This window comes from Pseudoalteromonas sp. SG43-6 (genome assembly GCF_014164365.1).
Classification (GTDB): Bacteria; Pseudomonadota; Gammaproteobacteria; order Enterobacterales; family Alteromonadaceae; genus Pseudoalteromonas; species Pseudoalteromonas rhizosphaerae.
On record NZ_JACJEZ010000082.1, the window covers coordinates 1 to 11,803 of the forward strand.

At 37.7% G+C, this 11,803-nt stretch carries 13 protein-coding genes and 1 pseudogene; 10 read left to right on the plus strand and 4 right to left on the minus strand.

Features of this window, described 5'->3' with window-relative positions; translation table 11 throughout:
- The 6 genes from H5201_RS21295 to H5201_RS21320 all read left to right on the plus strand — a co-directional run.
- On the plus strand, positions 1 to 578 hold a 578-nt coding region (locus H5201_RS21295; protein ID WP_182785341.1), incomplete at its 5' end, for a hypothetical protein.
- A 28-nt stretch (positions 579 to 606) separates the two neighbouring features.
- Positions 607 to 2,169: a serine hydrolase gene (locus H5201_RS21300; RefSeq protein WP_182785342.1), complete on the plus strand. Its 1,563-nt coding sequence runs from the start codon at positions 607 to 609 to the stop codon at positions 2,167 to 2,169.
- Positions 2,170 to 2,339: 170 nt separating this feature from the next.
- A complete protein-coding gene (locus tag H5201_RS21305; RefSeq protein WP_220491396.1) occupies positions 2,340 to 2,699 on the plus strand; it encodes a hypothetical protein in 360 nt (119 codons plus the stop codon).
- A gap of 2 nt (positions 2,700 to 2,701) precedes the next feature.
- The gene (locus H5201_RS21310) at positions 2,702 to 3,598 is read left to right on the plus strand and encodes an HTTM domain-containing protein (RefSeq protein ID WP_182719594.1); all 897 of its coding nucleotides are present in this window, start codon (positions 2,702 to 2,704) and stop codon (positions 3,596 to 3,598) included.
- Positions 3,595 to 4,050, plus strand: a complete 456-nt coding sequence (locus tag H5201_RS21315) for a thiol-disulfide oxidoreductase DCC family protein (protein ID WP_182719595.1) — start codon at positions 3,595 to 3,597, stop codon at positions 4,048 to 4,050. The genes H5201_RS21310 and H5201_RS21315 overlap by 4 nt, the downstream gene beginning before the upstream one ends.
- Positions 4,051 to 4,326: 276 nt before the next feature.
- Positions 4,327 to 5,586, plus strand: coding sequence for an IS4 family transposase (locus tag H5201_RS21320; protein WP_182785343.1), 1,260 nt, complete (start codon positions 4,327 to 4,329; stop codon positions 5,584 to 5,586).
- A gap of 40 nt (positions 5,587 to 5,626) precedes the next feature.
- Here H5201_RS21320 and H5201_RS21325 read toward each other — a convergent pair whose 3' ends face one another.
- Genes H5201_RS21325 through H5201_RS21340 form a run of 4 tightly spaced genes read right to left on the minus strand, consistent with a single transcriptional unit; the run spans position 5,627 to position 9,976 of the window.
- Positions 5,627 to 6,877 (minus strand): HAMP domain-containing sensor histidine kinase, encoded by a 1,251-nt coding sequence (locus tag H5201_RS21325; protein ID WP_182785345.1) that lies wholly within the window; start codon positions 6,875 to 6,877, stop codon positions 5,627 to 5,629.
- The gene (locus tag H5201_RS21330) at positions 6,870 to 7,547 is read right to left on the minus strand and encodes a response regulator transcription factor (RefSeq protein ID WP_182719598.1); all 678 of its coding nucleotides are present in this window, start codon (positions 7,545 to 7,547) and stop codon (positions 6,870 to 6,872) included. The genes H5201_RS21325 and H5201_RS21330 overlap by 8 nt, the downstream gene beginning before the upstream one ends.
- A complete protein-coding gene (locus tag H5201_RS21335) occupies positions 7,528 to 8,985 on the minus strand; it encodes a glycosyltransferase family 39 protein (protein WP_182785346.1) in 1,458 nt (485 codons plus the stop codon). Before H5201_RS21335 ends, H5201_RS21330 begins: the two co-directional genes overlap by 20 nt.
- Entirely contained in the window at positions 8,978 to 9,976 is a 999-nt protein-coding gene (locus H5201_RS21340) for a glycosyltransferase family 2 protein (protein WP_182719600.1), read from the minus strand. The genes H5201_RS21335 and H5201_RS21340 overlap by 8 nt, the downstream gene beginning before the upstream one ends.
- 130 nt (positions 9,977 to 10,106) lie before the next feature.
- On the opposite strand from H5201_RS21340, the gene H5201_RS21345 reads away from it, so the two are divergent.
- The 4 genes and pseudogenes from H5201_RS21345 (at position 10,107) to H5201_RS21360 (ending at position 11,663) form a co-directional block, all read left to right on the plus strand.
- The gene (locus H5201_RS21345; protein WP_182719601.1) at positions 10,107 to 10,520 is read left to right on the plus strand and encodes a GtrA family protein; all 414 of its coding nucleotides are present in this window, start codon (positions 10,107 to 10,109) and stop codon (positions 10,518 to 10,520) included.
- Between the two features lie 2 nt (positions 10,521 to 10,522).
- Entirely contained in the window at positions 10,523 to 11,086 is a 564-nt protein-coding gene (locus tag H5201_RS21350; RefSeq protein WP_182740894.1) for a hypothetical protein, read from the plus strand.
- A gap of 31 nt (positions 11,087 to 11,117) precedes the next feature.
- Positions 11,118 to 11,261: pseudogene (locus tag H5201_RS23585) on the plus strand (hypothetical protein); the annotation flags it as partial.
- Between the two features lie 135 nt (positions 11,262 to 11,396).
- The gene (locus H5201_RS21360) at positions 11,397 to 11,663 is read left to right on the plus strand and encodes a hypothetical protein (protein WP_182740893.1); all 267 of its coding nucleotides are present in this window, start codon (positions 11,397 to 11,399) and stop codon (positions 11,661 to 11,663) included.
- Positions 11,664 to 11,803 lie beyond the last annotated feature (140 nt).

The window sequence follows — 11,803 nt, forward strand, 5'->3', positions numbered from 1 at the left end:
CTGATGCTGCCGCTGATGCCGCTGCTGATGCTGCCGCTGATGCTGCTGCTGATGCTGCCGCAGAAGGTGGCTTGAACGCGGCATCTTCATCTAGGCTGAAAAACCTAGCTCTAATTCTAGCTGGAACAGCACTAGAGAAAGCAAATGAAGCAATTGCTAATGCATTGAAAAACAGTAACAAACCCAGTAGTGAATCAACTCCATCTACATATTGGAGTGCCCTTAAGACAGAAATGCTAAAAACGTACCCATGTGATGCTGCCGCTTCTAGTGATTGCCCTAAAGTAAACAACGCGAATCAGCGTGATGCTCAGGAATACATGGTTTTGTCTTATGCTCAAAACTTGGGTAAAAAAGACAATAATGCTGTAGATGCGGTGACTTTTGAAAAGAGCTGGGATGCGGGAAATCAAAAAGCGCTTAAAAGTGGTCTTAGCAACGTAACAAATACTGCGGGAATTCCAAGTATGCTTGATTACATGGGCAGCTTTGATATCTCAGGTAGCCCCTCTGCAGCAGTGGCTGTAATTGCTGAAGCTAATGTTTTCAATAGTGTAGCCAGCTTTGAGTTTACCTAAATAAGCCATCTAGCGAGCGAAAGACAAAATGGATTCTAATCTATATCAATATCTACAAGATGGCAAAGTGCTGATGGGGTTTCCCTCTATGAGCGTACGCCTGATAGAACATGATAAAATGTCTGAGCTTGCTACGGAGTCTACCTTTGGCAGCGACGCTATTAGTAAGGTAGGCTCTATTAGCAAGTTGATTACAGCAATCGCTGTGCTTATTTTATGTGATAATCAACAGCTAGAACTCGACGCGCCTGCAACAAAGTACTTATCTTACCTAAAAAAAACCCACTGGGCTCAAAGTCAAAAATCACCAGTGACCGTAAAAGATCTGTTGATGCATACAGCAGGTTTACCTAGAGGTGCTTTTATTGGTTCTTCCCCAAGTGAAGAAGAAATAGCAGCAACCTTAAACAATAGAGACCTCATGTCACTTGGAAAACGTGACAGTAACCCGATTAAATATTCAAACTTGGGCTTTGTTTTATTAGGCCAAATTATTGAGCTGGTTACTCAGACGCCTTATACGCTTTTTGTTAAAAAAACCATCTTTTTGCCGCTAGATATGAAAAGTACAGGCTTCGGCGTACCTGAACCTGATTTGATATTTGCTAGGCCACATCAGCTGTCCTGCTTTACTAAGGCCAGTAAGTCACCGTTTACATGTGAACCAATGCCCTTAATTAGTACGCCGCCGTCATCGTCAGATATGCATTCTAATACGCGTGACATCATGCAGCTACTTCAATGCTTAATTACAGGTGGAAGATGCAATGGAACAAAGTTATTAACTGAAATCAGTCTCAATTTACTGTTTACTAGCCACAACTCTATTGACAATGGCATTTCTCGGGGTATGGGGTTACTGTTTGCTAGCTCAAAGCTGGGAAATTTAGTATTTGAAGCAGCTGAACACTTAGGCCATAGCTGTGTAATTTATATGGTGCCAGAAAAAGGCTTTGCATTGGTCGCTATAGTCAATAGAGCCTCAGCTGGAGATGAACTGTTTCACATAATAAATGAATTTGCCAGTCATTACTTAACACGAAATACAGACGTAAAGCTAAGTCACTCCCCTGCAGATAAAAACGCTTTAGTAGGTGAGTATTTCGATCACCAAGGTACCACATTAAAAATTGTACTAAAAGAAGGCGAGTTAAAAGCGGCTGTTGGCACTGACGTTTTGTCTCGAGTTATCGCTAAAGGTCAGCGAGGGTTAATTACAGAAAATGGTAGATTGGCAAAATACCCTTGGTCTATCCAAACGTCCGGTGGCACTACTTGGATTAACGCTGGGCCTCATCAGTTTTGCCAAAGTACACACACCGCCTTTGAGCGCCATTCTGGCAAAAACTATGACGCGTTAGTGGGTGTATATAGCAATAATCAAGTTGGTCGCATCGCTATCTATAGTCGAGGTGGTCAGTTATACGTCGCTTACTCCCCGTGGAAAGAAGCACTCCTGAAGAATGTTAAAGGAACTCTATTTAGACAAGTCGGAGGGCCTTTTCCCTCAGAGCTCGTAAAGTTCTCTACCACATTGCAGCAACTGACTCTATCTGATCATTCATTCTTAAAAACAACTGAGGTTTACTAGTGGCATACTACATTGAACTATTTATACATGGGTTAACTAACCTATTTATTATAGTAATTTTGTTTTGGTTTTTTTTCTGGGATTGTGAACGACACAATGCCATACGACGTTATTTCATCCCTAAAGTGTACCGGCCATTCGCTTGGATAGGCTTAAATGTTGAGTGGACTATGTTTACACCAGACCCCCCCATGAGAGACATGTGGCCAATGGTAGTTTTCACCCACGAAGACGGTTCAAAATCGAACTGGGAACCAATCCCTTATAACGAACTAAAAATTTGGGAAAAACTAAAGTATAAAAAAGTTTTGAAGTTTTATTTTCAAGTCACTGCAAACAAGGCTGACAAACAAATAAAACGCGATTTTATTGAATATATACAACGCACTTACAAAAGCAGGGTCAAACGGACCAAAATAGAGCTTTTCCGCATCGTTCGCGACACACCTCCAATTGAAGCGCAGAGTGAAATTTTGGAGGCTAAAAAAGAGCTAATATTTACTTTTCATCCATACCTTGGTGAGGACTAAACATGCCTATTGAAACTTTACTTGAAGCGTGGAACAATTTTTTCTTTGCTCCAATCTCTGTTTATCCGATCGCGGTATTTCGCATTATTTTTGGCTGCGTGTTATTGACTGATGCCATATATTTGCAAAACCGAGCAGAGCTTTATTTGGGGCCAGCAGGCCTGACTGAATATAATAGATATGTTAAACGAGCAGGTGGCGTATCAATGTCTTTGTTCTTGTATTTACCGGGAACAATGAGGTCTGCACAGCTCATTATGGCTGTTCACCTCACTGCCATCATCATGTTGATTATAGGTTTTTTAACACCGCTGAGTGCCGTACTCGCATATATTACCACGCGTTCAATTGTAAGTCGTACCGATCATTTAACGAATGGAGGCGATGCAGTGGCAAAAGTGATGTGTTTCTTGCTTATTTTTACACCATGCGGAAATACGCTGTCACTCGATGCTCTGCTATTTAATCTACCCGAAAACTTAAATAACTCTCCTGCCGAGCAGGCTCCTTGGGCACAAAGATTGATGCAGATCCAGCTGTGTTTTATATACTTCAATACCATGTATTGGAAATTGAAAGGTAAAACTTGGCGAGAAGGTACAGCTATTTATTACGCTGTGTCCAATGATATGTATCGACTGTTTAAGTTTCCTAACTTTTTACTCAAGAAATCTTTGGTTCAGATAATGACCTGGGGAGTTCTTATCTTTGAGCTATTACTGGCACCTGGTCTATGGATCACAGAGTTGAGTCCTTGGTTTGTCGGCGGAGCGATGTTAATGCATTTGAGCTTTATGATTTTCCTGAATATCCACCTATTCAGTCTGTATATGATGTCTGTACTTATATTGTTTATTAGCCCCGCAGTCATAACATCTGCAATAAGCTTAATAACATGACTAAATTGAAAGCTTGGTCTCACAGGGAGTCACCTGAAGTGCCTAAATTTAAAGATTCTGGCTGCATAGTTTTTGTTGATGGGACCTGTGGTGCATGCTCTAAAGGCGCCCGCCTGATTGCCAAACTTGACAAAGATGAGGAGTTTCTGATTTGCCCAGTTGGTAGCCTACTTGGAAGTAGTGTTTTACGCCACTACGGACTATCTCCTGATAATCCTGAAAGTTGGTTATATCTAGAAAATGGTAAACCCTACTATTCAATGGAAGCGATTATCAAAGTGGGTGAGCGGCTTGGCGGGTTAGGGAGTTTATTGACAGTTTTGAGGATATTACCTATTTCGATGCAAAATAAACTTTACAGATGGATAGCCAAAAATCGCTATCGCATGATGGGAAGGACTGATATTTGCACAATCACAGACCCAGCCTTGCAGAAGAGGATAATCGAGTAGCTCAATTGCATCAACCTGCTTTCTTAGACTATGTTAATTAAGTTGGACGCTCCTCCCTTTGATCGGATTAATCTAAAGACAGAACTTCATTAGAGATATTGGAGTTTCTATTTGAACCTTAGCTATAAATTATATTATGCTAAGATTTTCTTAGTATCTAACCTATAATTGTACTAAGGATATTTCATAGGTTGGATCTTAAGAAAACTTGAAGTTGAACTCTGTTAATGATCAAATAGTTACGCCAATAAAAACATGACCAAAAACAGAGTTCACATGCAGATTAACCAAGTTTCAAATCAATTAAAAGCCCTTATCTCAGAAAAACACCTCATTGAGCTTGCAAAAACCTCCGGATTTCAAGTTCGACACCGTTGCCTGTCGATCGTTTCTCTGCTCAAAGCTGTGTTCAAAAGCTTATCTTGCCTGCAAGACGCTAACTTGTCAGATATCCATCAGAACCTGCGAACGCAGGCCAATTGCACGATAAGTTATAAACCTTTTCATAATCAAATTCGAAAACCTGCCTTGACTGAGCTAGTCCGTGAACTCGTTGTTCAAGCGATGTCTAAATTGACTGTAAACACGCTGGATAAAACCTTTTTTACCCAGCGAGGAATATTGCGAGTGTTATTGCAAGATGGCTCTTCATTTGCTCTACATGATGAATTAGCTCCGGTTTTTGCTGGTCGCTTTACTGCGATAAGTCCTGCCGCAATTGAGTTACATCTTACTTATGACCTATTTAACGAACAGCCTTGTGAAATAGATATCCGTCCTGATGTTGAAACCGAGCGAGCCTTTTTACCGGGTAGTCACACACTTGGAGATACGTTATTACTTGCTGATGCAGGGTATTTTGATTTAGATTACTTTGAGCAAGTATCTCAAGATGGCGGCTACTTTTTGGTTAGAGCGAATAAAAACATCAACCCAACCGTCACATCTGCTTATTGCGCGGGCGTAGAGCTTAAAGAAAAGCATATTAAACTCAAAACATTGCTCAAAAAGCGTGCTAGTCAGCCACTTGAGTTAACAGTACGCTGGAAGAAAAATGGACCCGAGTACAGGCTTATTTATCTACCCGATGAAAAACGCCCTGTTTTCCTTGTTACTAATTTAAAAGAAACACAGTTTAACTTTGATGAGTTACTCGATATATACGCGACTCGTTGGCAAATCGAGTTACTTTTCAAAGAGCTAAAGTCATGGAATAACCTTAAGGGATTCATCACAAGAGACCCACACATTGCAGAATCGCTGGTTTGGCTGAGCATACTGCAAACACTTATCAAGCGGTTTATCTGCCATAGTGCAGCGACGATATTTAAGTGTGCGATCTCGACATTTAGAGCGAGTAAGTGCAGTTATCTTTGGCTGGATGATATTCTGGATTGCATAGAGCAAACACAGTGTAATCGTAAGGTACACCGTGTACTTAAGCTACTAGCGGTAAATTGTAAGCGGCAATCCATTGAAAAAAATAATGACATGTGCCGTTTTAAAATAGGAAGTCACACGATCTGTGTTCCTTAAGAACTAAGCTATGAGGGTGGATTAGCATAAATTTAATCCCCTAAGTTTTAAAAATCACTGAAGCGGTGCAGCCCTTTTCCATATTATTTGATATGTTAAATGTCCACTGGTATTTTTCACATATATCTTGAACAATTTTGAGGCCTATACCAAACCCTTCATAGCCGCGAGGTTGTTCATTTAGGCCTAATCCATCATCAATAACATCTATTCTTTGTTCAGAAATAAATAAATTTACACTACCTTCAATACTGCAATTAATAGCATTTTTTAATAAGTTACATACTACTGCTGAAAATAGTAATGGGTGCGCATGTAATGAAAATTCATTCTGTATGTCATAATGGAAATTTACTTGATTTGCTTTGATAGTAGGGGAAAAGTTCTTAACTATTTTGTCGATAAACGTGTCTGATATTGAAACGTTACTGCTATTTGAAACTTCGTCTCTAGCAAGTAATAGGAAAATATGAGTTAACTGCTCCATTTCTATTACAGCATCATCTATTCTAGTTAATTGCTTTGTAGTCTTATCATTATTTGCTCGTCTTAAAACACTTACACCGCCTCGAATCACCGTCATAGGAGTACGTAGTTCATGACTAATATACCTAGTAAAAGTTTGCTCCCTAATAAATGCAGAATATATTCGCTTACGATAGCTATTAATGCTAGCAAGCATCATTTCTAACTCAAAAGATAATTTTCCATTAACAGATAAAGGTTTACTAACTTCATGTGAATCATATTCAAGCATTTCAGCTAACTCTGAAAACGGAGAGCTTATCCGCTTTGCCATTTTAATAATAAAAAATGCAGAGCCAATGAATAAAATCACACCTGAAGAAAGTATCATAATTTGGAAAATTGCAAAGTATGTATCGTCCCACTCTATTTGGTCGACATCCTCAATGGCATAAGCAGTAATTTCATCATTATTAATTTTTATTTTTTGCGCAAATACAGTGAATTCACTGTCGTCATCAAAATGAATACTTTGGATACCCAGCCAGTCGACGTTAATTTTATCTTTAATTTTTTTTGGTAAAATTTCATACGTATTATAGATTGTTAATATCGGATCTATTTTTATTTTTATTTTTGTATTTTCGCTTTTTTGAAAAAGTTTTAGGTGATAGGGAGCTTTTAGTGCCAAACGCTGTTCACTGGCTTGATTTTCAGTGTACAACACCGTGTAATAAAATAAGCATCCATAAAAGGCTAATAATATCAAAGCGCCCAATAGATATACTTTTATAATTATTTGACTAATTGGTTTACTTTTAAACATTACACTCACTCAATCTGTATCCTGTTTTAGGTATAGTTTCTATAACATCTTTGTCATAAGGCTTATCGATTTTGAGTCTCAATTGGTATATGTGTTTTCTAAGTATGTCTTTATCAGGTAGCTCATCTCCCCAAATACTATCCTCTATCTCTTGCCTAGAAACTACATTGGGTGCTTTAGTTATTAAAAGCTTCATAATTTTGAAACAAGTTGGGGTCAGTTTGATTTCACTCCCTTCTCTCCAGACCTGACAAGTTTTGAGATTAATTGTAACAGGACCGAAAATAACTGTTTTTGCAAAGCCATTTCCTGAACTCCTTCGAACAGCATTTATTATTCTAGCTTCCAAAAGTTCTAAATTAAAAGGTTTGACTATATAGTCATCAGCTCCTATTTTGAGCCCTTGTAACATGTCACTATCGGTATCTCTGGCCGTAAGCATTATGATAGGAGTATCATATCCTTCAGCTCTAAGCCGATGACATACTGTTATACCATCAATACCGGGAAGCATTATATCTAAAATAATACAGTCAAAGTTGTTTGACTGAGCTAATGCAAGACCTAACGTGCCTGTCGCTGCAAAGTCTAATTCAAACTCTGAACCTTCAAAGTAATCAAATATAACTTCGGCAACAGTATGACAATCTTCAATCAGTAGAATTTTCAATAGACACCTTATTTTCAAATTTATCGTTGCATACTAATAGGTAACGTACAGTGGATTTTTCTTCAACAACACAATGAACGTCAAATAAATCTTTAAAAATAATAAACTCGTCCTGCTTTATAGCAATATATATTTTTCCACTACTGTTAACTAAGTCTCGTAAATATGCTTTTTCATTTATTTGTTTAGCTCTACCATTTGAATAAAACTGTCCACTAAATGGGCGTTTATTCCAATAATACAAAGGGGCTTCTTTAAACGATTTTTGATGTAATTCGAGTAGCTTATGTTCGCTTTTGTGCTCCCATGCACCCTTTAGCAGTGCACTTAACATAGCTATTAAGGTTAAAACCGTAAATAAAGCCAAGTAATTGCATAGCTTAGTAAATTTTATGTTTAAGGCTATCAGTATAGCTAATGCACTAAAACCAGGTAGCACATAGATTGGCAACACATTACCAGCTAAAGTAAATAGTAATAGTGGCGAAATCACCCAACAAATAAGGTACTTATTTATATTTGGCTGGTCGGGTTCTTTTCTAAGTGCTTTTTTAATATTTTCTTTTTTGAATAGTAGTCCTAAAGCTAAAAATGACCAAGGGCTTGCGCACAGTAACCAATAAAACCAAATTGTACCTCTAGGTTTAACGTGCGCTGTGCCATAAAGATCGCCTTCCCATCCAGATACAAGGAATCGCTGAATATGTTCACCAACTATAAAATATTCTAAAAAGCCCGGAGTACGTATTTCGGCTAGAATGTACCAAGGTAAAGTTAGACCTAAAAAAACGAACATCCCACTTACCCAAGGCAAGCGTCTTATAGCTACTTTAAAGCAGCCTTGCCAAGCGCTCCAAACAACGAGTGAAATCCCTATAAGCACGACAGCAACAGGTCCTTTAATTAGCATACCGAGCGCTAAAGAGACAAAAAATAAATAGCCATAAAGTTGGTTTTTTTGAGCATAGCATTGCCAATAGCTAAACATTGCAAGGGTATAAGCAAGAAGCAAAGCACTATCCGTCATAACCATGCCAATAGCAACGATAAACCCTAAGCTAGAAACTAGCACCAATATAGATAAAACACTTTTACTTAAATTCGTCAGGGATAATGTGAATCGAAAGACCAAGTAACAGGTTAATAAACCACACAATAAGTGAGGTAAACGAGCAGTAAACTCATTTATACCTAAAAAATTAAAACTAATGGCACTCAGCCAGGTTTGAATTGGAGGTTTCCCCCAAAATGGCACGTCGTAATCAAACTGAGGGGTAACCCAGTTACGAGTTTCTACCATGATACGAGCCATTTCCCCATACCTAGCCTCAGTTGTATCGTAGAGAGGGAAAAGTCCTAGTGAGACAAGCCTTATAGCGATCAAGGAAATAATAATTGCTAAAGCCCAATATACTGTAGAATTTATTTTATCAGCCATGTTTTTTCACCATGCCGTTCTGACTCTTTTGGCTTTGTTTATCCATTATTAAATATATAGGACGCCCTTTGGTCTCAGCATAAATACGTCCAATATATTCACCTAAGACGCCTATAGCTATCAGTTGAACTCCCCCTAAGAATAACTGGGTCAACATTATCGAAGGGTAACCCGCAACGGTTTCTCCAAAGAATAGAGTCTTGGCAACAACCCATAAGCCATAAAAAAATGCGGATGTAGATATTAAAGTGCCGACCCAGGTCGATATTTGTAAAGGCTTTACACTAAAAGCTGTAATGCCAGATAGGCCTAACTTTACCAGCTGAAAGAAAGACCACTTTGTCTCTCCTGCAACGCGTTCAGGACGCTCAAAACTAATTGTTGTTTGCTTATATCCTGGCCATGAAAGAATTCCTTTCATATAGCGGCTTCTTTCTGATAATTTCTTTATATCATCAACAACTCTTCTACTTAATAGCCTAAAATCACCTACGTCCTTTTGTAATGGAACCTCAGATAAATGGTCAAGTAACCTGTAATAAATGTGAGCGCTCCAACGTTTTAAGCGTGACTCACCTAAGCGGGATGACCGTTTCATATTTACAACATCAAAACCTTGTTTCCATGCATTTAGCATTTTAGGAATAAGTTCAGGTGGATCTTGTAAATCAGCATCCAATAAAATAATAGCTTCACCTCTAGCATTATCTATACCAGCGGTCATCGCGGCTTCTTTACCAAAGTTACGACTTAAGTTAATGCATTCAATATCGGCATAATGATTGGTTAAATTTGACATTGCATTCCAGCTATCGTCAGTACTTCCATCATTAATATAAATGACTTCCACATGCTCGTTTAATAACAAGCTTAGAGCTTTCGATAGGTGGTGATTAAAGATAGGCAGCATTTCTTGCTCGTTATAAACAGGCACTATGATGCTCAGCGTTATATCTTCATTAACAGACTTAGGGTGTTCGACCAGTTTCATTAAGCTCTCCAATAATTTTACAAAGCAAGCTTAAAACAACCTGAGTCTATAAAAAGTCAATGCATCAAGACAATTTATAGACATCTTCTAATTAATAATGGCTCTACGATTAATTATTTAATGCTTAATAATGCAGCAACTAAAAAAATTTTGTTTTGTAGGAGGTGCAGGGTTCATTGTTGATAGTTTTATTTTTTTTATTTTAGTAAATCATATCGATTCAATTATAACCGCACGCGCAATAGCATTTTGGCTAGCAGCTAGCACAACATGGTTAGGTAATAGAGTTTACACCTTCAATAACCAGGCTTATGAAAGCGCTGTAAAACAATGGAGTAAGCACATGTTCGCAGCTCATTTATCTGGCGTAATCAATTTAATAGTTTTTTGGATAGCCAAAGAGCTTTTCTTAATTCACTTCGCTTTTTGCTTAGGAATTATGGCCGGTTTGGTAAGTAACTACCTTTTAGCTAATAGGTTTGTATTTACTAAAAATTCTAACGAAAGAAAAAACAACTTCCTTCTCAATAAAATTAGGGACTAGAAATGCAAGTCAATAAAGTGAAAATAATCACTGTTCTTATTACTTTTAGCGTAGCAATTTGTGCATTAATTATTTTGGCAACACCTCCAAAACTGCCTTTATCATCCAGTAATAACAAAGCTTTAGTAGTCAATATATTAAAGGCTAAACCTCAAGAATTTGCACCCAGTTATCAAGCTTATGGCCGAATAGAAACACCAAATATTCTAACTTTATTTGCACAAGTCGAAGGTGAAATTTTATTCCTTAATAATAATTTTGAAGTTGGTAGTCGAGTAAATAGGAGTGAAACTATTTATCATATTGATGATGAGGACTATAAAAACCAGCTACAAGCTCGATTGGGAGAGCTTAAAGTAGCAGAAGCTAACTTAAAGCTTGAGCTCGGTGAGCAACGCTTTTCGAAAAGTGAATACAAAAGGGTTAGACCTAAAAAAGACAGCCCTAATTTAAAACTACAAGAATCATTAATGTTGCGAAAGCCTCAATTAGAAATAGCTAAAGCTAATATTTTAATTGCAACAAGCAACCTAGAACTCGCAAAAAAAAAATTTAGAACGTTGTAAATTTCAATCTAAAGAAAACTACGTCGTTTTAGAAAAGAGCGCTTACCAAGGCGACTTTGTTAAAAAGGGAGATAAGATTGGTACTTTTGCTCAACTCTCTGAGCTTAGGGTAAGCTTATCAATACCTCACGATGTTGCTTCAGTATTGTCTATTGGTCAGCGGGTTAAGGTTTAAGGTTTAAGGTTTAAGGTTTATCGAGACGATAATACATTTTTTAATGCCCATATATCTCAAATACCTCCAACACAAGCGCTAACTAGCCAACTACAAAGTGTTTATCTAACTGTAGATAATGACAGTGGAACGCTGATGATAAATGAATTTGTGGCCGCAGAGCTAACTTTACCTACTTTTAAAAATGTACTTAAAGTTCCTTTATCTTCTATTGATGGCGACAAGATTTGGCTCGTCGATAAGAACAATCAATTGTTTTCGAAAAGGGTTAACGTAATTTGGAAAAATAAAGAGAGTATCATAATCAAAAATATTCTAGAGGAAGGGATGACTATAGTAAAAAACAAAGTGTCTGGTGCTAAAAATGGATTGAAAGCTGATATTAGCAACGGAGAGCTGTAATGAAAAATAGTAAAGCGGAGTTTTTCAAGTTAGTTGTCGCCTCAAGTTAAATTTTATGCCACCCGCATTTCTTCTTTTTTCTCAGGATTTAAATTTACTTCCTTAATTATTGACCAATCGCGTGATTTTCCTGACCAACG

Coding starts and splice junctions, on each gene's coding strand:
- H5201_RS21360 (WP_182740893.1), top strand. CDS start 11,397: ATGATAAATGAATTTGTGGCCGCAGAGCTAACTTTACCTACTTTTAAA.
- H5201_RS21345 (WP_182719601.1), top strand. CDS start 10,107: ATGCAGCAACTAAAAAAATTTTGTTTTGTAGGAGGTGCAGGGTTCATT.
- H5201_RS21305 (WP_220491396.1), top strand. CDS start 2,340: ATGTTTACACCAGACCCCCCCATGAGAGACATGTGGCCAATGGTAGTT.
- H5201_RS21310 (WP_182719594.1), top strand. CDS start 2,702: ATGCCTATTGAAACTTTACTTGAAGCGTGGAACAATTTTTTCTTTGCT.
- H5201_RS21320 (WP_182785343.1), top strand. CDS start 4,327: ATGCAGATTAACCAAGTTTCAAATCAATTAAAAGCCCTTATCTCAGAA.
- H5201_RS21340 (WP_182719600.1), bottom strand. CDS start 9,976: ATGAAACTGGTCGAACACCCTAAGTCTGTTAATGAAGATATAACGCTG.
- H5201_RS21325 (WP_182785345.1), bottom strand. CDS start 6,877: ATGTTTAAAAGTAAACCAATTAGTCAAATAATTATAAAAGTATATCTA.
- H5201_RS21350 (WP_182740894.1), top strand. CDS start 10,523: ATGCAAGTCAATAAAGTGAAAATAATCACTGTTCTTATTACTTTTAGC.
- H5201_RS21300 (WP_182785342.1), top strand. CDS start 607: ATGGATTCTAATCTATATCAATATCTACAAGATGGCAAAGTGCTGATG.
- H5201_RS21315 (WP_182719595.1), top strand. CDS start 3,595: ATGACTAAATTGAAAGCTTGGTCTCACAGGGAGTCACCTGAAGTGCCT.
- H5201_RS21335 (WP_182785346.1), bottom strand. CDS start 8,985: ATGGCTGATAAAATAAATTCTACAGTATATTGGGCTTTAGCAATTATT.